Genomic DNA, 22,631 nt, shown 5'->3' on the forward strand with positions numbered 1-22,631 from the left:
GGCGGATGCGCGACGCTCAGCGCGGCTCGACGCGATCCGCGACCGCCGTGACGACGGCGCGGAACCGCTCCGGCGCCTCGCGGAGGCGTCGCCGCCCGAGGACGCCCGCGAGAGCGGAGGAGGCCGCCGGCGCGACGAACTCGCACTCGACGCGGGCTCCCTCCTCGTCGGCGAGGACCCGCCACTGCTCGAGGCCCGCTACCGGCAGGCGCCGCTCGAACCCGTCCGCCGTGCGGGCGAAGCCGCCGTCGACGGCGAGCACGTCGGCGAGGGCGGCGAGCGCCGGAGCGGGCTCGGCGTGGAGGATCGAGGCGAGGGCGAGGAGGCTGCGCACCGCGGAAGTCTCGCACGCACGGCCGGACGAGCGGTCAGGAGCGCGCGTCGAGCACCCGTCGCAGCCAGTCGAACGACGCCTTGGGCACCCGGTCGCCGCCGCGCGCGTCCAGGGCGACGACCCCGTGCGGGCGGGTGTAGCCATGCTGCCACTCGAACGCGTCCACGAGAGTCCAGAGCTGCACCGACTCGACCGGGAGGCCCTCGTGCACCGCCTCGGCGAGCGCACCGAGGTGCGAGCCGAGCCAGCGGATCCGCTCGATGTCGACGATCGCGCCGTCCTGGTCGAGCACGTCGGGGTAGCTCGCGCCGAGGGCGGTGACGACCAGCGGAGGCAGCGCCTCGCCGTACCGCTCGACCAGCGCCCGGAGGACCGACACCGGCGCCCACGGGGCCGAGGGCGAGCCGTCGCCCGTCCGGTCCAGCTCCGGCCAGGGCCGCTCGTGGAACGGCAGCACCGGAGGCGCACCGACGCCGGTCGGCGCGTGCGGATCGCGTCCCGCCGCGATGCGCTGCGGTGGCAGCGGAGCCACGGCGTAGAAGTCGAGCGGAACCGACAGCCGCTCGAGGTCCCGGGGATCGACCCGAGCGAGGCGCTCGAGGAACGGCGGCAGCTCCTCCGGACCCTGCGGGTACGCGCCGGTGAGCACCGCGTCGGCCACGAGCCGGTTGCGGAGGACGTCGGCGAGCCCGGCCCACGCGACGTCGGCCTCGGAGCCGCTCGCGGGCTCGACCGGCGCCAGAGCGTCGACGAGACCGATCCGGCCCCGCACCTCCGCCGCCCGCAGCGCCTCGACGGCGACGCCGTGGCCGAGCAGCTGGTGGTGCAGCGCGGGCAGGGCGTTCAGGAGGCGCCCCGCCGCCGGCGCCTGCCGGGTGAGCGCGTACCCCTCGAGCATCACGGTGGACGGCTGGTCGAGCGTGACCCAGTCGTCGACGCGGTCGCCCAGCTTCGCGCCGACGTCGAACGCCAGGTCGCCGAAGCGGAACGCGGTGTCGCGGTCCATCCAGCCGGCGCCGAGGGCGGAGGGGGTGTCGCGGTGGTGCAGGGTCAGCACCACGCGGATCCCTGCCTCGGCGAGCGCGTCGAGCAGGCGGTCGTAGAAGCCGATCCCGCCGCGGTCCAGCGGCCCCCTGCCGTCGGGCTGCACGCGCGGCCACGAGAGCGAGAGCCTCAGCTCGTCCGCGCCGAGATCGACGAGCAGGGCGAGATCCTCGCGCCAGCGCAGGAGGAAGTCGGTCGCGACCTCGGGCGTCGCCTCCTCGGCGATGGTGCCGCGCCGCAGCGCGAAGTCGTCCCACACGGATCGGCCGCGGCCGCCGGTCTCGAGCGATCCCTCGGTCTGGAAGGCGCTCTGCGCCAGGCCGATCCGCAGCCCGGAGGGCAGGAGCCGTCCCAGCTCGCGCGGGTCGTCGAAGCGCGCGGCCTCGGCGCGCACCTGCCGCCTGTCGCGTCCGCGCGCCGCGTCCTCGCTCATGCTTCCTCCGAAAGGGTCGATGGAGGTATTCTCGCGGAAGCGCTCTCCCACCGGGTGCGCGCTCCCCCGCGCAGGACCGGTTCGGTGTCCATCCGGTGACGACGGGCGTGCCCGCTTGACAGTGCCCGCGGGCGCCCGTGCAATGGACGCACAGTGCCACCGAGAGTCGACGCAGCAGTACCGGGGGGTTCATCGGGCGTCCCGATGACCCTGCGCCGTCGAGCCCTCGCGGGCCGGGGTCCGGACGCGAGGACGCCGAGCCGTCGGGCCGCACGCGCATCACGGCGACCCGCCGTCCTCCTCGCCCTCCTCGCGTTCGCCGCGGCCGTGCTGGCGCCGAGCGCCATCGCCGCAGCCCCGCTCTCGATCACCTCCCCCGCGGCACGGTCCGTGATCTCGGGCGGCCCGACGACCGTCACCGGGACGGGAACGGCGGGGAACGAGATCCAGGTCGGTGTGCGCGGCGGCGGCGATCCCTTCTGCATCACGACGGTCGCCTCCGATGACACCTGGAGCTGCCGCGCCGACCTCGACGACGGCCCCCTCGTGCTGAACGCGGTCGAGCTCCTCGCCTCCGGAGGCACGACCACCGCGACCGTGCAGGTCGCCGTCCTCAGCCCCCCGGTCATCCAGTCGGTCGACGGCTCCGCGACGTCGGCGGGCTCCGTCCGCGGCACCGCCTACCCGGGCGCCGCCGTGGCCGTGACGAGCGACGGCGGAGCGGCCTGCCTGGCGACCGCGGACCGCTCCGGCGCGTGGTTCTGCCAGCTCGCGCCCACTCCGACCCCCGGCAGCTACCGCGTGACCGCGACGCAGAGCGCCTCGTTCGCCGGGCGCACGGTCTCCGAGCCGAGCGCCGCCGTCCGGCTCGTGGTCGACACCGCTGCACCACCCGCACCCCGGATCACCTCCCCCGGTGCCGGCGCATCCCTCCCGATCACCGGGGCCGTCTACGCGGGCACCGGCGTCGACGGCACGCGCGCTTACGTCTACGTGGACCGGGTGAACACCTGCGATGCGGCGGTGAGCGGAGGCGTCTGGACCTGCACCGGCGGCACCGTCACCGCGGGCCCGCACCGCGTCTCGGCGATCCTGGGCGACACCGCCGGCAACTACGGCTCCCCGAGCCCGTGGATCGACGCGACGTTCGCGGCCTCGACGCCGACACCCTCGGCGACCGCTCCGGCCCCCGCCGCGACGCCCGGAGCCACCACGCCGGGCGCCGCGCCGTCGGCCGTCCCGGGCTCACCGTCCCCCGCGCCGAGCACCGCGTTGCCCCGGCCCACCCGGACTCCGGCGCCCGTGCGGCCGAGCACCCCGACCGCCGCTCCCGCCCCCGAGTCGACCGGCGGCGCCACCGTCGCGCCGCTGCCCGAGCCGACGACCCCGGAAGCGGCGCCGGCCCCCGACCCCGGCGTCGGCGGCGCGCCGAAGCCGGGCAGCTGGAGTGCGGCGACCGGCATGACGACCGCCCTCTCCTCCGGAGCCCCGCTGGGCACCGCAGCCGATTGGATGCGGTCGCTCGCCCTGGCCGTCGCCTCGCTGGCGCTCGTGGTCGTCCCCGCCCGTCTGGCCGTCGCCGGTCGCGGACCGCGGCAGGAGCGGGCCTTCCAGCTGACGGGCCGCAACCGCGCCCGAGTGGAGTACGACGACAAGCCGGACCGCGCGCCCGCCTCGACCCGCACGATGGTGGTCGGGATGATCGGCTGCGCAGCCGGCCTCGCCCTGCTCTCGGGCCGCGTGGACAGCGAGCCCGCCTACCTCCGCCTGCTGATCGCCGTGATCCTCGCCACGGCCGTGGTGAACGCGGTCGCGGCCGGCGTGCCCGCGCTCGTCGGCCGGCGCCTGGGCCTGCCCGGCATCGGCGTCGTGGCGTCCCCGCGCGCACTGCTGCTCGTGGCCGGCGCGGCGCTGCTCTCCCGCTTCGCCGGACTCGATCCCGCCTTCCTGTTCGGCGTCGTGATCGGCCTGATGCTGCCCGACGGAGCGACCGCGGTCGACCGAGCGAAGCTCGCGGTGGTGCGCGTGGTCTCCCTCCTGGGTCTGGCGGGTCTCGCGTGGGGCCTCTCGGCCGTCGTCCCCGCTGGAGGCTCCTTCGTCGGCGCCCTCACCGCCGAGGTCCTCAGCGCGACGACGCTGCTCGCGGTCGGCTCGAGCGTCGTGCTCCTGTTCCCCGTGGGCCGTCCGGCGGGGCAGAGCATCCTGCGCTGGTCGCCCGCGCTGTGGCTCGGACTGACGCTGCTCGCGACGACGGTGCTGTTCCTGCTGCTCACGCCCACGATCGCGACCTGGGCGACCGAGGGCGGCGCCGGACCGGTCGTCTTCGCCGTCGTCGCCTTCACCGTCGTCTGCACGTCCGTCTGGGCGTGGCGCCGGTTCGTCGATCCGGAGCAGTAGCGCCGGGAGCGGCTCCGCGTGCGCGGCGTCAGCCGATCGACGCGGGCTCGCGCACGTCGTCGTCCGGCAGGACGTCCACGACCGCGCCCACGGTGAACTCCCCCAGCGTCGCCACGCCGTCGTAGACGCTGAGGAACGCCGTGTCGGCGGCATCGCGTCCCGTGGCGATCCGCACGAGGCTCCCCCGCGGAGCGAGGGTGGTCGCGTCGACGACGCGCCACTGCCCGTCCACCCAGGCCTCGGCGACCGCGTGGAAGTCCATCGGCTGCAGGCCCGGCGCGTACACCGCGACCAGGCGCGCCGGCACGTCCAGGGCCCGGAGCAGCGCCACGACGAGGTGCGCGAAGTCGCGGCAGACCCCCTGCCGCGCGAGCAGCGTCCGCTCGGCGCCGTCGGTGGGCAGGCTCGAGCCGGGGACGTAGGCGAGTCGGGTGCCCACCCAGGAGCTCACCGCGGCGAGCAGATCAGAGCCCGCGAGACCGGCGAACTCGGCCCGGGCGGTCGCCCACAGGATGTCCGACTCGGCGTACCGGCTCGGCCGCAGGTAGCGCAGGCGGTCGACCTCCTCCCCCTCGAGCGGGGCGAGGCGGCCCTCGATGCGGGCGGAGTAGTCGATCACCAGCTCGCCGACCCCGGGTTCGAGGACGTGCAGCCTCGTACCGTGCTGGTCGAGCACCTCGCGGGGCCGGACGGCCTCGCCGCCGAGGGTCACGGTGAGCGACTCCTCGGCCGCGTAGTCCGCCGCGACCGCGAGCGAGAGCACGAGGAACGCGGGGCGCGCCACGTCGAGGGTGAGGTGGGCGGAGACGTCGCGCTTCATGGTCGCTCTTCCTGACGGGTGCGGGGAGGTGCAGGACGGCGGGCGCGCGGACCCCTTACGGGCCCTGCTCGCCCTTCGGGGGCGGCGTGGGCGCGGCGTCCGGCTCCTGCACGAGCTGCAGTCCGCCGGAGGAGTTGGCCGACGCCGTGAGGAGGTCGATCCAGGTGCGGTTGATCGAGGGCACGCGGCCGCCGAAGTACTTGAAGTAGAGGGGCACGGAGGGATCGAGCCAGATGCTCGAGCGGCCGTCGCCCACGGCCGGGTCGTCGCGCCAGGAGAAGAAGAAGCTCTCGCGACGGCGCAGCTTGTTCGCGATGACGATCTGGACGTGCGTCAGCGTGCGGTCGTCGAATTCGATCTCGACGCCCGAGGCGCCGTAGAGCAGCTTCCCCATGGAGGTCTCCTGCCACCCGTCTCCGGGCGGTGCGGTACGGTGCCCTGCGGCACGAGAAGAGGACGGGGCCGTACGACCTCGCCCTCCGATGATACGGACGGTTCCGGCTTCCGCGGGGACGGCGCACGCGCGATCCCGGCAGAGGAACCGCCTGGCCACGACTCTATTCGAGCCGCCGGCGCCGGATCGGGGATTGACGGGGTCCGCACCGACCGGTAGCCGCGGGCGTACTCCTCCTGCGGATCGCGGGACCCGCCGGGCCACTCGGTCCGGATGTCGGAGGTCGGACGTACGGTACCCGCATGATCGAATGCAGCAGCTGTGGAACCGATGCCGTCGTCCTCGATCGCTCCGGAGCGGACGAGGCCTTCCCCGAGGACCTGATGGTCCTCTGCGCCGACTGCACCCCCGGCGAGATCACCGAGGTGCTCGCCGCCAGGTTCCTGGCCGACCCGGCTCGGCTGCGGAGCGAGCACGCCCGAGCGGCCTGAGCGCTCGACGCTCGTTCACGAGGTGCCCCCACTGGGACTCGAACCCAGACTGAGACGATTTTAAGTCGTCTGCCTCTGCCGATTGGGCTATGGGGGCGGCTTCCGCGGGGCGCGATCACGCGCCCCGCGAGAGCGGGGTCAGGACTTCGCGGGCTCTCCGCCGACCGTGACAGGCGCACCGGCGGGGCCGGGGGTTCCTGCGGCCGGAGCGGCCGCGGCCGGAGCCGGCTTGGGGCGCGACGCGTAGGTCTCGAAGGAGCCGCGCGGGTACTCGCGGGCCTCGATCGAGGCGATGTCGCGGCCGAGCCAGAGGTTGTTCCACCAGCCCCACACCACGCGGAACTTGCGCTCCCACGAGGGCATCGCCAGGCCGTGGTAGCCGCGGTGCATGACCCAGGCCGGGAAGCCCTTGATCGCGATCTTGCCGGACTGGAAGACGCCGACGCCGATGCCGAGACCGGCGACCGCTCCGACGTTCTTGTGGAAGTAGTCCTTCGGCTTCTCGCCGCGGAGGACCGCCACGATGTTCTTGGCCATGAGCTTGCCCTGGCGCACCGCGTGCTGGGCGTTCGGCACGCAGTAGCCGCCGACACCGCCTCCGGTGAGGTCGGGCACCGCGGTCGCGTCGCCCGCGCCCCAGGCGCCCTCGACGAGCACGTCGTCGTGGCCGACGCGGAGGTCGGGGCGCACGCGCAGGCGCCCGCGCTCCTCGATCGGGAGGTCGGAGTTCTTGATCGACGGGTTCGCCATGACGCCGGCGGTCCAGATGATCAGGTCGGACTCGAAGGTCTGGCCGGTCGAGAGCTCGATGACGCCGCCCTCTGCCGACTTGAGCTGCGTGTCGAGGTGGACCGTCGCTCCGCGCTGGTCGAGGTTCTTCAGCACCCAGTGGCTCGTCTCGAGGGCGACCTCGGGCATGATGCGGCCCATCGCCTCGACGAGGTGGAACTGCGTCTCCTCGAAGTCGATCTCGGGGTAGCGCTTGAGCAGGGCGCTCGCGAAGGAGCGGAGCTCGGCGAAGACCTCGATGCCGGCGAAGCCGCCGCCGACGACCGTGACGGTCAGCAGGCGCGAGCGCTCGGGGCCGGCGGGGAGCGTGGCCGCCTTGTCGAAGTTGGTGAGGATGCGGTCGCGGATCGCGGTCGCCTCCTCGATCGTCTTGAGGCCGATCGCGTTGTCGGCGACGCCCGGGATCGGGAAGGTGCGCGAGACGGATCCGGCGGTGATGACGATCTGGTCGTACTCGAAGTCGTAGGGCTCGCCCACGGTCGGAGTGATCACGGCGGTCTTCGCGGCGTGGTCGATCTTCGTGACCTTCGCGGCGAGGATCGCGGTCTTCTTCAGGTGACGGCGGAGCGACACGATGGCGTGACGCGGCTCGATCGAGCCGGCGGCCACCTCCGGGAGGAAGGGCAGGTAGGCCATGTAGGGCAGCGGGTCGACGATCGTCACCTCGGCCTCGCCGGCGCGCAGGTACTTCTCGAGCTTCCACGCGGTGTAGAAACCGGCGTAGCCGCCACCGACGATGAGGATTTTGGGCACGGTGAACTCTCCAGAGGGATGGACTGTGCGAACACCCTACTACTCGCGAAGTGCCCGCTCTCGACGGCGGGTGGCAGCACTGACCCCGACGAATCGGAAGTCTAGCGAAGTGCAGGCCGACCGGGGCGTTCCCGGGCGGCGGGATCGAGCGCTCAGGCCCCGTCGGGCTCGAACGGGCGGCAGACGCAGCGCTCGGGCGACCAGTCGGCCCGCGCGAGCGCGAGATCGCCGATCGGGTTCACTCCGGGACCGGCCGCGAGCGAGTGCGCCGCCAGCGCGTGCAGGCACTTGACCCGGGCGGGCATGCCGCCGGAGGAGATGCCCGCGATCTCGGGCACGGAGCCGACGCTCTCGCGGTCGGCCAGGAACGCGCGGTGCGCGGCGGCGTACGCCTCGCGCACCTGCTCGTCCTCGGCGAGGAGCTCGTTGTACTCGGCCATCACCTGGGTCGCCTCGAGCTGCGAGATCGCGGCCGTCGCGGCGGGGTGGGTGAGGTAGTAGAAGGTCGGGAACGGCGTGCCGTCGGCGAGCCGCGGACTCGTCGAGACGACCGTCGGGTTCCCGCACACGCAGCGCGCGCTGATGCCGACCACGTCGCGGGCGGGACGCCCCAGCTGGGCGGAGACGACGGCGACGTCGCGCTCGGTGGGCGGGTCGAAGGGGGGCGTGGTCACGGGGGCTCCAGGGGACGTCGGACCGGACGGAACGGTCCAGTCTACGCCGGGGCGGTCAGGGTGCGGGGGTGGCCGCGGGAGCCGGGGCGGGCTCCTCGGCCGGCGCGAGCTCGTCGACCGTCGGCTCGCCGAGGCCGGCGACCGCGATCGAGGACAGCAGCGCGCCCGCCCAGTCGGTCGGCGTCTGCTGCACGGAGTCGCTCGCCGGCTGCTCCGCCTGCTGGGCGACGGCGATGTCGTCGAGCACCAGGTAGCTGACCTCGCCCGGCATGACGAAGTAGAGCCGCTCGCGGGCCTGCGCACGGATGAAGGCGGGGTCGGACCAGCGCGTGCGCTGCTCGTCGAGGTTCTGCGACTGCGTCTTCGCCTCGTCGACGGTGCGCTGGAGCTCGGCGATCTCGGCGCGCTGCTCGACGAAGGTCTTGATGCTCGGCGCGAGCACGACGACCGCCAGGATCAGGATGCCCATGATCAGGAGCGTGAATCCGGAGCCGCGGACGCCGGCGACCCACGCCGACGAGGGCGGCGCTGGAGGCTGCTTCGGCCGGGCGGGGCGGGAGCCGCCCGCGCGGGGGGTGCCGGGGCGGGATCCGGTGCGGCTCGAGGAGCCGCTGCGCTTCGCCCCGGTGGAGGAGCCGGCCGCCGGACCGGAGGACGGGGAAGGCTTCTTCCCGCCGGGCTTCACCGGGGCCGCGGTCGTCTCCGGCTCGGGACGCCGGGGCGCGGAGCCGGGCGCGGAGGGTCGGCGGGGCGGGCGGGCCATGGCGGTGCCTCCTCGATCGCGGTGGGCGGGACGGGCGGGGAACGGGAGCGGCCCCGGTGCCCGCACCGAGGTGCGGGACGACCGGGGCCGTCGGCCGAGGCTACGCCGAGAAGCGCGGGAAGGCGGAGCGACCCGCGTAGGTCGCCGCACCTCCCAGGATCTCCTCGATGCGCAGCAGCTGGTTGTACTTCGCGACTCGGTCCGAGCGGGCCGGGGCGCCCGTCTTGATCTGGCCGCCGTCCACCGCGACCGCGAGGTCGGCGATGGTGGTGTCCTCGGTCTCGCCGGAGCGGTGCGAGAGGATCGCGGTCATGCCGCTGCGCTGGGCGAGGGCCACGGCGTCGAGCGTCTCGGTGAGCGTGCCGATCTGGTTGACCTTCACGAGGATCGAGTTGCCGGCCTTCTCGGCGATGCCGCGGGCCAGGCGCACGGGGTTCGTGACGTAGAGGTCGTCTCCGACGAGCTGCACCTTGTCGCCGATCTCGGCGGTGAGGTGGGTCCAGCCGGCCCAGTCGTCCTCGTCCAGCGGGTCCTCGATGGAGACCAGCGGGTAGTTCGCGACGAGGTCCGCGTAGTACGCCGAGAGCTCCTCCGCGGTGAGCTTCTTGCCCTCGAACGTGTAGGCGCCGTCGTTGTAGAACTCGGAGGAGGCCACGTCGAGCGCGAGTCCGATGTCCTTGCCGGGCGTGAAGCCGGCCGCCTCGACGGCCTTGAGGATGAAGTCGAGCGCCTCGCGGTTGGTGGGCAGGTCGGGGGCGAAGCCGCCCTCGTCGCCCAGGCCCGTGGCGAAGCCGGCCTTCTTCAGCTGCGCCTTGAGGGCGTGGTAGATCTCGACGCCCCAGCGCAGGCCCTCCGAGAAGGACTCGGCGCCGAGCGGCACCGCCATGAACTCCTGGATGTCGACGCCGGTGTCGGCGTGCGCGCCTCCGTTGATGATGTTCATCAGCGGCACGGGCAGGGTGTGCGCGTTCGGGCCGCCGACGTAGCGGAAGAGGTCGAGGTCGGCCGACTGCGCGGCGGCCTTCGCGACGGCGAGGCTGACGCCCAGGATCGCGTTCGCGCCCAGGCGCGACTTGTTCTCGGTGCCGTCGAGCTCGATCAGCTCGGCGTCGACGAGGCGCTGGTCGGTGGCGTCGAAGCCCTCGATGGCCGGGCCGATCTCGTCGATGACGGCGTCGACGGCCTTCTGCACGCCCTTGCCGAGGTAGCGCTCGGAGTCGCCGTCGCGCAGCTCGTAGGCCTCGAAGGCCCCGGTGGACGCGCCCGACGGCACGGCCGCACGCGAGGACGCGCCGTCCTCGAGCAGGACCTCGACCTCGACCGTGGGGTTGCCACGGGAGTCCAGAATTTCTCGGGCGACGACTGCCTCGATAAGGGCCACAACTATCTCCTCTTGACGGGTGCGCTCCCGGAGGGTGGGAGCGGTCGGGAAGGAGTCTACTGACCGCCTTCGAACGGGAGGGGAACGCCGGGCGTGCGTAGACTTCCAGGGCCCTGAACCCGAGCCGGCGGCGACGGCGCCCCACGCCGGCGCACCGCGCCGCCCGAGCCTCCCGGAGGATCCCGTGACCAGCACCGCCGCCGCCCTCGTCGAGCGCCTCACGGAGGTCGTCCCGGACTTCCCCGAGCCGGGCATCCTGTTCCGCGATCTCACTCCCGTCTTCGGCGACGGCGAGGCGCTGCGGGCGGTCGCCGACGCCCTGCTCGAGCCCTACCGCGGCCGGATCGACGCGATCGCCGGAGTGGAGGCCCGCGGCTTCCTGCTCGCAGCGGCGGCCGCCTACTCGGCCGGCCTCGGCGTCGTCACCATCCGCAAGCCCGGCAAGCTCCCCCGCGCCCTCCTGCGCGAGGACGCGACGCTCGAGTACGGCACGACCACGCTCGAGGTGCACGAGGACGCGGCGCCGAAGGGCGCGCGCCTCCTGCTCGTCGACGACGTGCTCGCGACCGGCGGCACCCTCGACGCGAGCCGCCGCCTCATCGAGCGGGCCGGCTGGAGCCTCGAGGGCATCGCCGTGGTGATGGAGCTCGACGGCCTCGGCGGCCGCGAGCTGCTCGCGGGCAGCCGGGTGGACGCGCTCGTCACCGTCTGACCCCGCGCGCCCGCCTCAGTTCAGCGAGAGCGACATCCGCGAGAGCACGAAGGTCTCGACGACCTGCACGACCATGTAGAGCACCAGCGAGACGCCGGTGACGAGCACGACCGCCGACCAGACGTCGTCGAAGCGGGCCTGCGCCGACCAGGCCGAGATCGAGCCGCCGATGCCGTTGCCGGTCGACAGCCACTCGGCCAGCAGGGCGCCCGTGATGGCGCCGGGCACCGAGACCCGGATCGCGGCGAACAGCGACGGGAGGGCGCCGGGGATCGCGACCTTGCGGATCGCGGTGAGGGTGGATCCTCCGTAGACCGAGACCACGTCGAGCATCTGCGGCGACGCGTTGTTCAGGCCGAACGCGATGGTGACCAGCGCGGGGAACAGCACCACGATGCCGCCGACGACGGCGACGGAGGCGATCGTGCCCCGGCCGAAGACCAGGATGATCAGCGGCGCCATCGCGATGAGCGGCACCGAGCGCAGCAGGAGAGCGAACGGCATGAGGGCGTGCTCGACGCCCTTGGACAGCCGGAAGAGGATCGCGACGAGGATCGCCACCACGAGTCCCGCGGCGAAGCCGATGAAGGAGTCCCAGAGGGTGACCGCGAAGAGCGCTCCCAGTTCGGCGCGGTGCTCGGCCGCGCTCTCGCCGGCGACCAGGTGGTCCCAGACGTCCCACGGGCCCTTGATGACGTAGGGCGAGACGCCGCTGAAGAGGATGACGCCGATCCAGATCGCGAGGACGATCACGATCGTCGACAGCGCGATCAGGGCGCTCTTGCGCAGGCTCTTGAGGGTCGCTCCGAGTGCGGCGGAGCGCAGCTGACGGCGGAGCTCGTCGACCGCGAGGATCGACGTCTCGGTGGACTGCTCGGTCCTGCCTCGGGTGAGGGTCATGATCACGCCTGCTTTCCGGAGGACCAGGGCGCGACGAGGCGGCCGATCAGTCCGACGATGCCGTAGCCCAGGAGCGCGACGCCCGCGCAGAGCAGGAAGAGCGCCCAGACGCGGGGCGAGTTGAGCGAGACCTGCGCGGCGACCAGGATCGGCCCGACGCCGGTCTCGATCTTGCCGAAGTACTCCCCCAGGATCGCGCCGAGGAAGGCCGCGGGGACCGCGATCTGCAGCGCCGACAGGATGTTGGGGAGCGCCGCGATGATCCGCACCTTGCGCAGCTGCGTGAACTTCGTGCCTCCGTAGACCGTGACCACGTCGAGCGATGCCTTGTCGGCGGCTTTCAGCCCCAGGAGGCTGCCGACCACGGTGGTGAAGAAGACGGAGAGGCCGGCGAGGAACACCGCGGTCGCGCTGGGCAGACCGGGAGCCTCGGCGCCGCCCATGATGAGGAGGACGAGCGTGCCGATGGCGACGATCGGGACGCAGTAGGTGACGACCGCGAGCTGCGACACGACCCCCTCCAGCCACGGCACGACGAGGACGAGAGCCGAGAGCACCAGGGCGAGGAGGTTGCCCCAGAAGTAGCCGACCGCCGCCTCGCCGATCGTGACGGAGAAGTTGCGCCAGTAGAAGCCGAATCCGTCGTCGATCGCCACCTGCACGACCTGCACCGGAGTGGGCACCACGGCGTAGGTCGAGGAGCCGGTCGGCGCGCTGACGAGCGCGATCACCCACCAGACGGCGACGATGCCCAGCACGCCGAGGAGCCCGGCGGCCCAGGGCGGGAGCGAGAAGGAGCGCCGCTCGACGGCGGGAGCGGGGGAAGCCGTGGCCATGCGGCCCTCCTAGTGGTCGTCGGCGGCCGCGCCGCCGTCGCCGAACAGGAGCTCGGACGCCTGGTCGACGTACGCGTGGAACTCGGGCGTGCGCTGCATCTCGGGGGTGCGCGGGCGCGGGAGGTCGATGTCGATGATCTCCTTCACCCGACCCGGCCGCGGGCTCATGACGGCGACGCGGTCGGACAGGAAGATCGCCTCCGAGATGCCGTGCGTGACGAGCAGCGTGGTGGCGGGCTTCTCGGTCCAGATGCGCAGCAGCTCGAGGTTGAGCTTCTGCCGCGTCATGTCGTCGAGCGCGCCGAACGGCTCGTCGAGCAGGAGCACCTCGGGCTTGAGGATGAGGCAACGCGCGATCGAGACGCGCTGGCGCATGCCTCCCGAGAGCTGCGCGGGCTTGGCCTTCTCGAACCCGCGGAGGCCGACGAGGTCGATGAGCTCGTCGATGTAGGACTGGTCGACCGACTTGCCCGCGATCTCGAACGGGAGGCGGATGTTCGACATGACGCTGCGCCACGGGAGGAGCGCGTGGTCCTGGAAGGCGATGCCGAGCTTGTTGTCGCGGCGCAGCTCCTTCGGGGTGCGGCCGTCGACGCGGATGGAGCCGGACGTCGGCTCCTCCAGCCCCGCGAGGATGCGGAGGATCGTCGACTTGCCGCACCCCGAGGGGCCCAGCAGTGCGAGGAAGCTGCCCTGATCGGTGTGCAGATCGGTGTCCTGCAGCGCCGTGACGCTGCGGGCGCCCATCCGGAACGTCTTCGACAGGCCGTGGATCTGGATGCCGGTGCCGCCGGCATCCTGCTCGCGCAGGATGCCGGCGTCGGTCGTGTCGGTCACGGGTGGTGCCCTTCGTGGAGGTGGATCAGTGCCGGATCAGGCGGTGTAGTCGACGAGCTCGGGGTTCTCCTCGTAGACCTCGGCGAGGAGGGTCATGTCGAAGAGGTCGTCCGCCGAGATGTCGATGCCGGCGCCGGCGAGGGACGCGATGGTCTCGCTCTGCAGCTCGTCCGAGATCGTGAAGAGGCCGTTGGCGACGGTGTCGTCCGAGACGACGAGCTGCTCGGCCTGGATCGTGGCGCCCTCCTTCGAGGAGGCCTCGTCGAGGCCGAGGTCCTTGCCGTAGTCCTCGATGGCGAGCATCGCGCCCGCCTCCGGGTCCTTGACCGCGTCGGACCAGCCCTTGATCTCCGCGACGAGGAACGCCTTGACCGCGTCGCGCTTCTCCGCGATCGTCTGGTCGGTGACCGTGAAGGTCTCGGCGACGAACGGGAGCCCGTTGTCGGCGAAGGGCAGGTTGACGACCTCGTAGCCCTCGTTCGCGACGGTGATCGACTCGTTGGTCAGGTAGGCGATGAAGCCGTCGACCGTGCCGTTGATGAGGACCGAGGGGTCGTACTCGACGGGGACGACGGTGAGGTCCGACTCCGAGAGCCCGTTGGCGGCGAGGAGCGCCTGGAACAGCGAGGTGTTCGACGCCTGGACGCCGATCTTCTTGCCGGCCATGTCGGCCGGGGTCGCGATGTTGCCCGCGGTCGCGATGGAGAGGACCGTGAAGGGGTTCTTCTGGAAGGTCGCGCCGATGATCTTCAGCGGCGCCTCCTGCTGGGCGATCACGGTGCCGACCGAGACGGCGTCGCTCAGCGCGACATCGGCGGAGCCCGAGAGCAGCTCGGCGGTGCCGGTCGAGGGGCCCGCGGTCAGGGTCACTCCCGAGAGGCCGGCGTCGGTGTAGTAGCCCTTGGAGTCGGCGAAGAACTCGCCCGAGAACTCCTCGTTCTTGATCCAGGAGAGCTGGACCTTCAGGGTGCCGAGGTCCCCACCCTCGCCGGACCCGCCGGTGGAGGCCGAGGAGTCGGAGGCGCAGGAGGCGAGGACGGACGCGCCGCCGATCGCGAGGCCGGCGACCCCCGCCATGCGGAGGAGGCTGCGGCGGTCGAAGGCCGGGGTGCGGAAGGGCGACAGGGTCAAAGGGGACTCCTCGGGTCGAGATCGTCGGGCTGCAGGACGCGGCCGCGGTGATGCTGCTGCTGTGGTGCGCGGGTGGCGGCGTGGTACCCGTCCAGGCGCGCCAAGTCGCGCCGATCGGGTGCCTCGACGCTATCCTCGGGAGATTTCTCGGGTGTGTCCGCAGATTTCGCGGGTATTAAGGCTCTCACGGATCCGCCAAGGATCGCGCCACAGAACGCGCCGACTCCGGCGGATCGGGTGAGACGACTCTCAGGCCCCGCGCGCTCAGCCCAGGGGCTTGAACGACAGGGAGTCGAGCCCGGCCGCTTCCCGGGGCACGAGGGCGAAGCGGGTGAAGCCCGCGGCCGTCGCGCGGTCGAGCAGCGGAGTGAGGTTCTTGCTGCGGCGCTCCAGCCGGACCCGGGAGCCCTGGGCGATCAGCGCCTGCTTCAGCGCGAGCAGCGCCTCCGGTGCGGCGTCGCGCTCGTGGACGAGCACCACCGCGTCGGGGCGCTCGGCGACGGGCACGTCGATCAGCTCGACGATGCGCTCGAAGCCGATCGAGAAGCCGCAGGCGGGGACGTCCTGGCCCAGGAACCGGCCGATCATGCCGTCGTAGCGGCCGCCTCCGCCGACCGAGGAGCCGGAGGACGGGTGCGCGATCTCGAAGATCGTGCCGGTGTAGTAGCCCATGCCCCGCACGAGCGTGGGGTCGAAGCGGAGGGAGACGCCCTCCGGGAGGGAGCGCAGCGCGCGGGCCAGGGTCTCGAGGGCCAGCACCGCCTCGGGGTCCACGCCCTCGGGCAGGATGGCGAGGATCGCGGACTCCTCCATCGGCACTCCCCCTGCGGCGACGGCGTCCTCGATGCGCGCGAGGTAGCCGCCGAGCACGGCCGCGGCGTCGGGACCGTCGGCGTCGAGCTCGGCGACGACGCCCGCCGCTCCGATCTTGTCAAGCTTGTCGATCGAGATCAGGGCCTGCGGGAATCGCTCGGGAGCGAATCCGCAGTGCTCGAGGATGCCCAGGAGGAGGCGGCGGTCGTTGATGCGGATGGTGCAGTCGCGCAGGCCCAGCGTGTCGAGCGCCGACGCGGTCGCCGTGATCAGCTCGACCTCTGCCAGCTGGCCGGGCTCTCCGATGATGTCGATGTCGCACTGCACGAACTGGCGGTAGCGGCCCTTCTGCGGCCGCTCTGCGCGCCAGACCGGAGCGATCTGCACCGAGCGGAAGACGGTGGGGAGCTCGGCGCGGTGCGTCGCGTAGAAGCGGGCGAGCGGAACCGTGAGGTCGAAGCGGAGCCCCAGGTCGGCGAGCGCCGACGGGTCGTCGGAGTCGGCGGCGGCCGTGAGGTCCTCGTGCGAGAGACCGCGGCGCAGCACGCTGAAGGCGAGCTTCTCGTTGTCGCCGCCGAGTCCCGAGTGCAGGCGCTCGAAGTCCTCGACGACGGGGGTCTCGATCTCGTCGAAGCCGTGCGACGCGTAGACCCGGCGGATCACCGAGAGCGCGTGCTCGCGCTTCGCCTTGTCGGCCGGGAGGAAGTCGCGCATGCCGCGGGGCGGGGTGATCGAGGAGGCCATGGGGACGATTCTCCCAGACCACCGGACGCGCGCCCGGCGCCGCCGAGCCGTCCGACACGGACGTCGGCTAGGCTCGCCGCGCCCGGACGGTCGAGGGGACCTCCGGGCGGCGACGGACGGGGACCGGATGCACGCGGACCAGCACGACTTCGACCAGGACGGGTTCGCCCGCTACGACGACGGGCCCGAGTCCGTGCCGCGCGGTTTCCGCGCCGGATCCGGGATCGGCGGCATCGTCGCCGAGGGCGTCTCGCGCTCCTTCGGGTCCGTGCACGCCGTGCGGAACGCGACCTTCGAAGCGCGCCCCGGCGAGGTGACCGCGCTGGTCGGCCCCAACGGCGCGGGCAAGACCACGCTCATGCTCCTGCTCGCCACGCTCCTCCGGCCCGACGCGGGCCGACTGCTCGTGGCCGGGCACGACCCGGTCGCCGAGCCGGCCGCCGTGCGCGCATCGCTCGGCTGGATGCCCGACGTGCTCGGCTCCTGGGCGGCTCTGACCTCGCGGGCGACGCTGCGCACCACCGGCATGCTCTACGGACTGCCCCGCGCCGACGCCGAGGCGCGCGCCGACGAGCTGCTCGGCCTGGTCGATCTGGTCGAGCTCGCCGACCGTCCCACGCGCGTGCTGTCTCGCGGGCAGAAGCAGCGCCTGAGCCTCGCGCGGGCGCTCGTGCACGACCCCGCCGTCCTCGTGCTCGACGAGCCCGCCTCCGGCCTGGATCCCGGCGCGCGGATCGCTCTGCGCGACCTGGTCCTGCGGCTCGCGGGCGAGGGACGGACGGTGCTCGTCTCCGGCCACGTGCTCGCCGAGCTCGACGAGATGGCCGATGCGGCCGTGTTCCTCGACTCCGGCACCACGGCGACGCAGGAGGCGGTCTCGCACGCGGCCGGATCGCTCCGCACCTGGCGCATCGAGGCGGTGTCGATCGGCGGGCGCGAGCTCGCCGGCCTCGTCGCGCGGGTGACGGGCGCCACCGCCCGGGAGGATCGCGACGCGGTGCTCGTGCCCGTCGCCGACGACGCGGCCGCGGCGGCCCTCCTCGCCGCGCTCGTCGGCGCGGGGGTCGCGGTCAGCCGCTTCGCCCCGGCCGTCGGGGAGCTCGAGCACACCTTCGCCGACCTGCGGCGATCGAGCACCGAGGAGTCGACACGATGACCACGACGACCGCTCCCGAGGCCGTCCGCGCGCTGCCGTTCCTCCGGGGCGCGGGCCTCGTCGTCCGACTCGAGCTCGCCCAGCGCGTCCGCGGCGTCTCGTCCTTCGTGCTGCTCGGACTGTTCTTCCTGCTGGTCGGAGCCGTCACCGGGCTCCTCGTCGTCGCGAGCGGCGTCCTGTCGGGCAGCGGCGCCCAGGTCGGCGGCTGGATCTACTCCGTCCTCGTCTACTTCGTGCTGCTGCTGGGCAGCCTGGTCACGCCCGCGCTGTCCGGCGCCGCGATCAACGGCGAGCGCGACGCGGGAACGCTGGCGACGATGCAGGTGACGCTCCTGACCACTCCGCAGCTCGTGCTCGGCAAGCTCGCCTCGGCCTGGCTGGTCGCCCTCGCGTTCCTCGTCAGCACACTGCCGTTCCTGCTCGTGGCGGTGCTGGTGGGCGGCGTCTCGGCGGTCTCGGCGCTCGTCTCGGTGCTCGTGCTGGCCGTGCAGCTCGGAGTGGTCGCGGCGATCGGAGTGGGGCTCAGCGGGATCCTCGACCGGCCGCTGATGTCGGTGGTCACTACCTACCTCGTGGTCGCAGCGCTGAGCGTCGGATCGCTGATCGCGTTCGGCCTCCTGACGACGGTGACGACGTCCGAGACCCGCACCGTCTTCGTCGACGGCGAGGGGAACCCCGATCCCTCGTGCGGCTCGGCATACGACAGCGTCACTCCGCGCTACGACTACTACTGGGGGCTGCTGGCACTCAATCCGTTCGTCGTCCTCGCCGACGCGGTGCCTCCGCAGCTCGATGCCTACGGGCAGCCCTCCGACCTGTTCGGGAGCATCGCGCTCGGGGTCCGCCAGGCGCAGATCCCGCCGGAACTGGAGGTCGAGATCGACTGCACCGGGGCGTCGGAGCAGGGGTACCGCGGGCCCGCGGAGACGTTCGCCGAGACGGTGCCGTCGTGGTTCGTCGGCCTCGCTCTGCAACTGGTGCTCGCGGTCGGACTGGTGCTCGGAGCGATCCGGCGGACGGCCACGCCGGCGGCGCGGCTGCCGAAGGGGCGCCGCGTCGCGTGACCGCGGCTAGTCGGCGGCGCGCTCGCGCTCGACGGCCCGGATCTCGTCCTGCAGGTCGCGGGTCGCGGTGCGGAGGGCCCGCTCGGCGTCCAGGCCCTGCGCCCGAGCGGAGGCGACGATCGCGAGCAGCAGGGGGCCTAAGTCGTCCTCGGACTCGATCGGCAGCGGCCCCTCCCCCGCGTCGACGATGCCGAGGGTCGTCGCCTTGCCGATCACCTTGTCGGCGAGGGCGAGCGCGGGCATGCCCTGCGGGATGCCGTCGAGGACACTGGTGCGGTGCGGCTTCTCGGTCCGCTTCAGCTCGTCCCAGACCGCGATCACGTCGTCGGCGGTCTCGGCGGTCGCGTCGCCGAAGACGTGCGGGTGGCGGCCGATCATCTTGGCGTTCATGTGCGCCGCGACGTCCTCGATCGTGAAGGGCTCTGCTCCGTCGGCGGCGAGATCGGCGTGGAAGAGCACCTGGTAGAGCACGTCGCCCAGCTCCTCGATCAGGTCGTCCCGGTCGCCCGCCTCGATGGCGTCGACGAGTTCGTGCGACTCCTCGATCAGGTAGCGCACGAGCGACTCGTGGGTCTGCTCGGCGTCCCACGGGCAGCCGCCCGGAGCGCGGAGGACGTGGACGGTGCGGATGAGCTCGTCGAGCCGGGGATGCGCGGTCACCCGGCCATCCTCGCATCCGCGGCCGACGGCGCTCCTCAGGCTCGGGCGAGGCGGCGCCGCGCGGTGAGCAGGCAGGCGAGCACCACGGGCGGCACAGCGGCGACGAGACCCGGGGCGGCCGCGACTCCGACGGCCGCAGCGCCCGTCACGAGCACGCCGGCCAGGTTCCAGAGCAGCACGACGGCCCCCGCGCCGTCGCCGATCGGGAGCGGGACCGGGCCGAGCAGGGACGGGGGCAGCGGGCCTCGTGTCGCGTCCATCGCGCGCGCCGCGACCGCGACGACGGCCACGGCCGCGGCGGGTGCCCACGGGCCGGAGGCGAGGACGGCGGCGAGGACGACCAGGCCGACCGCCAGCACGAGCGGCAGGATCCCGTGCAGGAGGAGCAGGTCGAGCGGGGCGGGGGCGAGGAGCGCGGGCTGTCCGGCGGTCGCGGCGGCGTGCCGGAAGCCGTCGCTCCAGACACCTGCTCCGCAGTACGCGAGGACGCCGGCGAGCACCGCGGGCAGGGCGAGCTGCGACGGGGGCGCCACGGCGGCCGCGGCGAGCGCGACTCCGGCGGCGGCGAGGGCCGCAGCCCCCGCGAGAGAGCGGCCCGGCGTGCGCAGCGCGCCCACGGCGTCGCGGACCGGCACGGCGAGGACGAACGGTGCGATCCGCACGGCGGAGAGCCCGCGGAGGCGGCGCGGGCGGGCCCGGTAGCCCTCGAGCGCGTCGGCGACCTCGCCGATCGCACCGCGGTCGCGCGTCGCACGCCACTGCCGGGACTGGGCGAGCACGAGCGGCCCGCGCACGGCGTCGAGCAGACGCGGCACCATCGCCAGCGCGAGGGAGGCGGACAGGGCGAGTGCGATCGCGGCGGAGAGGTCCGACCCGGTGAGCGCGGCCGAGACGACGACTCCCGGCCCGACGGGCAGCAGCACCGCGAGGGCCGTCGCCGCGGCCAGTCCGGCGGACCAGCGCGGCGGGAGGCACTCGCCGGCGAGCCACGCGACCGCGAGGACCGCCGCGCCCGCGGCTCCCGCACCGGCGGCGAGCGGCAGGGACGACTCCGTCGCGACCGCGATCAGGACGGCGCCACCGGTGCCGGCGAGCACGACGGACGCGCTCGACAGCGCGACGGGGCGGCGGAGGACGAGGCGCCGGGGCAGGTCGGTGTCGAGGAGCACGGCGGTGGGATGCGGCTCGTCGACCGCCGGGCCGCGGACCCGGCCCAGGAGGACCGCGGCGGGCAGGAGCAGTCCGGCGACGACTCCGACGACCACCGGCAGCTCGAGGCCCGCGAGCGCCGGAGCCGGATCGCCGGCGAGCAGCGCGAGGGCGCGCAGCACGGGCAGCACGACGACCAGCACGGTGAGGGCGGCGAGGTAGCCGGAGTAGGCGTGGTCTCGATGATCGGACCGGGAGCGGTGCAGGGCGCGGACCGCGCGGATCCGGTTCATCGGCGACCCAGCCGGAGCTCGCGCGTGGCGAGGCCGTCGGTCACCAGTGGGCTGTGCGTGGCGATGAGCACCGCGCGATCGCGTGCCGCCTCGCGCAGCACCTCGACCGCGAGCGGCACGCGGTCGACGTCGAGACGCTGCTCCGGCTCGTCGAGCAGGAGCACCTCGCTCGGTCGGGCGAGCACGAGCGCGAGGGAGAAGAGCTGGGTCTGGCCCGAGGAGAGCTCGTGCGGGAAGCGGCGGGCGAGGGCCAGGAGTCTGAGGGAGTCGAGGCCCTGGACGGCACCCTCGCGGGCTGCGTCGAGCGTCGCACCCCACGACAGCGCGACCATCGCGAGGTGCTCCTCGAGGGTGAGGTCGCGCTCGAACGGCGGGGTGCCGACGAGAGCGGCGACGCGGCGCCGGTGCTCGCGGGAGCGCTCGTCGACCGGAGCGCCCGCGACCTCGGCGGTGCCGGCGGTGGGAGCGGTGAGCCCGGCGATCACGCGGAGCAGGGTCGTCTTCCCGCTGCCGTTGGGGCCCGTGACGGCGACGACCTCGCCCGGCTCGACCTCCAGCGAGAGCGGTGCGAGCAGCTCGGCCTCGGCCGTCCGCACGGCGACCTCTCGGAGTCGGACGAGCGGAGCGCTCACAGGCGCGGGTGCGGAGCGGCGGCGGCGGGCGAGCAGCGGCATGCCCCCATCCTGTCGGCGGACTGCGCACGCCGCATCCGTCGGCCAGCGGAGTCCACATCCGCCGGTCATCGGCGCGTAACACGACGCGGCTAGGGTCACCGCGGGGCGCATCCGGCGACCCGGAACAGGATCACCGTGCCCGACACCACTCCCCTCGATCGAGGAGCGCCGCCGAGCGCCGAGCTGCACATCCACATCGAGGGCACCATCGAGCCCGAGCACATCGTCGAGATGGCACGCCGCAACGGGGTCGCGCTGCCGACGGAGGACATCGACGCCCTCCGCGCCCGGTACGCGTTCACGGACCTCGGCTCGTTCCTCGACCTGCACTACTCGAACCTCACCGTGCTGAAGACCGAGCGCGACTTCTTCGAGCTGGCCACCGGCTACCTCGACCGCGCGAAGCTCGCGAACGTGCGGCGCGCCGAGATCTTCTTCGACCCGCAGACGCACCTGGGCAACGGAGTCGCGCTCGAGACGGTCATGGCCGGACTCACGCGCGCGCTCGGGGCGAGCCTGGAGACGCACGGGATCTCGACCGACCTCATCATGTGCTTCCTGCGCGATCTGGGCGCCGAGGCGGCCGACGAGATGCTGACGGCGATCCTCCCCTACCGCGAGCACATCATCGGAGTCGGGCTCGACTCGAACGAGGTCGGCTTCGGACCGGAGCTGTTCGTCGACGTCTACGCGCGGGCCGCGGCCGAAGGGCTGCACCTCGTCGCCCACGCCGGTGAGGAGGGCGGGCCCGAGACCGTGGCCGCGACCCTCGAGCTCCTGAAGGTCGAGCGGATCGACCACGGGATCCGCGCGATGGAGGACCCCGCCGTCGTGACGATGCTGCGGGTGCAGAAGGTGCCGGTCACCGTGTGCCCGCTGTCGAACGTGGCGCTGCGCGCGGTGGACACGATGAAGGACCACCCGCTGCCCGAGATGCTGCGCCAGGGACTCGTCGCGACGGTGTCGAGCGACGACCCGCCCTACTTCGGCGGCTACGTCGACGCGAACTACCGCGCGCTGGTCGAGGAGCTCGGCATGGACGACGAGCAGCTCGAGCAGCTCGCACTGAACTCGTTCGACGCCGCGTTCATCTCGGCCGAGGACCGCGACCGCTGGAAGGCGGAGGTCCGGGCGCACTTCGGGCACTGACGACCGCCGCGAGAGGCCACTCCGGTACGCGTCGCGTGCTGAAGTGGCCTCTCACGGAGAGTCGTCGGGCTAGGAGTGGTCGTCGAGGTCGGGCTCGGCTCGGCCGAGGTCGGCGACCTCCTCCTCGGGGCGCGGTGCGATCGTCTCGTCGTCCTCGAGCTCGGGGATGCTCGGCTCGTCGGGCGCGGGGACGCGCGGCGGAACGGAGTGGTCGGCGGGTGCGGTCATCGTGGATCCTTC

At 73.2% G+C, this 22,631-nt stretch carries 23 protein-coding genes and 1 tRNA gene; 6 read left to right on the forward strand and 18 right to left on the reverse strand.

Annotation, left to right across the window (positions count from 1 at the left end):
- Window positions 1-16 precede the first annotated feature (16 nt).
- Both C1I63_RS17055 and C1I63_RS17060 read right to left on the reverse strand, forming a co-directional pair.
- Entirely contained in the window at window positions 17-334 is a 318-nt protein-coding gene (locus C1I63_RS17055; RefSeq protein WP_107575539.1) for a hypothetical protein, read from the reverse strand.
- Window positions 335-368: 34 nt separating this feature from the next.
- On the reverse strand, window positions 369-1,811 hold the full coding sequence (locus tag C1I63_RS17060) for a glycoside hydrolase family 1 protein (protein WP_107575540.1): 1,443 nt from the start codon (window positions 1,809-1,811) through the stop codon (window positions 369-371).
- Between the two features lie 204 nt (window positions 1,812-2,015).
- Here C1I63_RS17060 and C1I63_RS17065 point away from each other — a divergent pair, with 204 nt between their 5' ends.
- The gene (locus C1I63_RS17065; protein WP_107575541.1) at window positions 2,016-4,208 is read left to right on the forward strand and encodes a hypothetical protein; all 2,193 of its coding nucleotides are present in this window, start codon (window positions 2,016-2,018) and stop codon (window positions 4,206-4,208) included.
- Window positions 4,209-4,236: 28 nt separating this feature from the next.
- Here C1I63_RS17065 and C1I63_RS17070 read toward each other — a convergent pair whose 3' ends face one another.
- Window positions 4,237-5,028, reverse strand: coding sequence for a transglutaminase-like domain-containing protein (locus C1I63_RS17070; protein WP_055793711.1), 792 nt, complete (start codon window positions 5,026-5,028; stop codon window positions 4,237-4,239).
- Between the two features lie 55 nt (window positions 5,029-5,083).
- On the reverse strand, window positions 5,084-5,422 hold the full coding sequence (locus tag C1I63_RS17075) for a DUF7882 family protein (RefSeq protein WP_055793712.1): 339 nt from the start codon (window positions 5,420-5,422) through the stop codon (window positions 5,084-5,086).
- 302 nt (window positions 5,423-5,724) lie between these two features.
- Here C1I63_RS17075 and C1I63_RS17080 point away from each other — a divergent pair, with 302 nt between their 5' ends.
- Entirely contained in the window at window positions 5,725-5,913 is a 189-nt protein-coding gene (locus C1I63_RS17080) for a hypothetical protein (protein WP_055793714.1), read from the forward strand.
- A gap of 23 nt (window positions 5,914-5,936) precedes the next feature.
- Here C1I63_RS17080 and C1I63_RS17085 read toward each other — a convergent pair.
- The 5 genes from C1I63_RS17085 to eno all read right to left on the reverse strand — a co-directional run bounded on the left by C1I63_RS17085 (window position 5,937) and on the right by eno (window position 10,273).
- Window positions 5,937-6,010: transfer RNA gene (locus tag C1I63_RS17085), tRNA-Leu, on the reverse strand.
- Window positions 6,011-6,051: 41 nt separating this feature from the next.
- Window positions 6,052-7,455 (reverse strand): NAD(P)/FAD-dependent oxidoreductase, encoded by a 1,404-nt coding sequence (locus tag C1I63_RS17090; protein WP_107575542.1) that lies wholly within the window; start codon window positions 7,453-7,455, stop codon window positions 6,052-6,054.
- A gap of 152 nt (window positions 7,456-7,607) precedes the next feature.
- The gene (locus tag C1I63_RS17095; protein ID WP_055793716.1) at window positions 7,608-8,129 is read right to left on the reverse strand and encodes a DUF501 domain-containing protein; all 522 of its coding nucleotides are present in this window, start codon (window positions 8,127-8,129) and stop codon (window positions 7,608-7,610) included.
- A gap of 55 nt (window positions 8,130-8,184) precedes the next feature.
- Entirely contained in the window at window positions 8,185-8,892 is a 708-nt protein-coding gene (locus tag C1I63_RS20165; RefSeq protein WP_243591685.1) for an FtsB family cell division protein, read from the reverse strand.
- Window positions 8,893-8,992: 100 nt separating this feature from the next.
- Complete coding sequence (gene eno, locus C1I63_RS17105; protein WP_055793720.1) at window positions 8,993-10,273, reverse strand: phosphopyruvate hydratase; 1,281 nt, start codon at window positions 10,271-10,273, stop codon at window positions 8,993-8,995.
- A 184-nt stretch (window positions 10,274-10,457) separates the two neighbouring features.
- Between eno and C1I63_RS17110 the strand changes: the two genes are divergently transcribed.
- Window positions 10,458-10,985 carry an adenine phosphoribosyltransferase gene (locus C1I63_RS17110; protein WP_055793721.1) on the forward strand — a complete coding sequence of 176 codons (528 nt, stop codon included), beginning with the start codon at window positions 10,458-10,460 and terminating at the stop codon, window positions 10,983-10,985.
- 15 nt (window positions 10,986-11,000) lie between these two features.
- On the opposite strand, the gene C1I63_RS17115 is transcribed toward C1I63_RS17110, so the two are convergent.
- From C1I63_RS17115 to hisS, 5 genes are all read right to left on the reverse strand, one after another.
- Window positions 11,001-11,885, reverse strand: a complete 885-nt coding sequence (locus C1I63_RS17115; protein WP_107575935.1) for an ABC transporter permease — start codon at window positions 11,883-11,885, stop codon at window positions 11,001-11,003.
- A 2-nt stretch (window positions 11,886-11,887) separates the two neighbouring features.
- Complete coding sequence (locus C1I63_RS17120) at window positions 11,888-12,721, reverse strand: ABC transporter permease (RefSeq protein ID WP_055793724.1); 834 nt, start codon at window positions 12,719-12,721, stop codon at window positions 11,888-11,890.
- Between the two features lie 9 nt (window positions 12,722-12,730).
- Window positions 12,731-13,468 (reverse strand): ABC transporter ATP-binding protein, encoded by a 738-nt coding sequence (locus C1I63_RS17125; RefSeq protein ID WP_082481620.1) that lies wholly within the window; start codon window positions 13,466-13,468, stop codon window positions 12,731-12,733.
- A gap of 126 nt (window positions 13,469-13,594) precedes the next feature.
- Window positions 13,595-14,689 carry an ABC transporter substrate-binding protein gene (locus tag C1I63_RS17130; protein ID WP_235577269.1) on the reverse strand — a complete coding sequence of 365 codons (1,095 nt, stop codon included), beginning with the start codon at window positions 14,687-14,689 and terminating at the stop codon, window positions 13,595-13,597.
- Window positions 14,690-14,953: 264 nt separating this feature from the next.
- Entirely contained in the window at window positions 14,954-16,246 is a 1,293-nt protein-coding gene (gene hisS, locus C1I63_RS17135) for a histidine--tRNA ligase (protein WP_107575543.1), read from the reverse strand.
- 127 nt (window positions 16,247-16,373) lie between these two features.
- Between hisS and C1I63_RS17140 the strand changes: the two genes are divergently transcribed.
- A complete protein-coding gene (locus C1I63_RS17140; RefSeq protein WP_107575544.1) occupies window positions 16,374-17,402 on the forward strand; it encodes an ABC transporter ATP-binding protein in 1,029 nt (342 codons plus the stop codon).
- On the forward strand, window positions 17,399-18,466 hold the full coding sequence (locus C1I63_RS17145; RefSeq protein ID WP_243591689.1) for an ABC transporter permease: 1,068 nt from the start codon (window positions 17,399-17,401) through the stop codon (window positions 18,464-18,466). The genes C1I63_RS17140 and C1I63_RS17145 overlap by 4 nt, the downstream gene beginning before the upstream one ends.
- A 6-nt stretch (window positions 18,467-18,472) precedes the next feature.
- Here C1I63_RS17145 and C1I63_RS17150 read toward each other — a convergent pair whose 3' ends face one another.
- The 3 genes from C1I63_RS17150 to C1I63_RS17160 are packed head-to-tail and all read right to left on the reverse strand — an operon-like array spanning window position 18,473 to window position 21,242.
- A complete protein-coding gene (locus C1I63_RS17150; RefSeq protein WP_173892346.1) occupies window positions 18,473-19,126 on the reverse strand; it encodes a nucleoside triphosphate pyrophosphohydrolase in 654 nt (217 codons plus the stop codon).
- 35 nt (window positions 19,127-19,161) lie between these two features.
- Window positions 19,162-20,568 (reverse strand): hypothetical protein, encoded by a 1,407-nt coding sequence (locus tag C1I63_RS17155; protein WP_107575545.1) that lies wholly within the window; start codon window positions 20,566-20,568, stop codon window positions 19,162-19,164.
- Window positions 20,565-21,242 carry an ABC transporter ATP-binding protein gene (locus tag C1I63_RS17160; protein ID WP_170116407.1) on the reverse strand — a complete coding sequence of 226 codons (678 nt, stop codon included), beginning with the start codon at window positions 21,240-21,242 and terminating at the stop codon, window positions 20,565-20,567. Before C1I63_RS17160 ends, C1I63_RS17155 begins: the two co-directional genes overlap by 4 nt.
- Window positions 21,243-21,377: 135 nt before the next feature.
- Here C1I63_RS17160 and C1I63_RS17165 point away from each other — a divergent pair, with 135 nt between their 5' ends.
- Window positions 21,378-22,391, forward strand: a complete 1,014-nt coding sequence (locus tag C1I63_RS17165) for an adenosine deaminase (protein ID WP_107575547.1) — start codon at window positions 21,378-21,380, stop codon at window positions 22,389-22,391.
- 69 nt (window positions 22,392-22,460) lie between these two features.
- On the opposite strand, the gene C1I63_RS19855 is transcribed toward C1I63_RS17165, so the two are convergent.
- Entirely contained in the window at window positions 22,461-22,619 is a 159-nt protein-coding gene (locus C1I63_RS19855) for a hypothetical protein (RefSeq protein WP_157603191.1), read from the reverse strand.
- Between the last annotated feature and the right edge of the window lie 12 nt (window positions 22,620-22,631).

This window comes from Rathayibacter caricis DSM 15933, assembly GCF_003044275.1.
GTDB lineage: Bacteria > Actinomycetota > Actinomycetes > Actinomycetales > Microbacteriaceae > Rathayibacter > Rathayibacter caricis.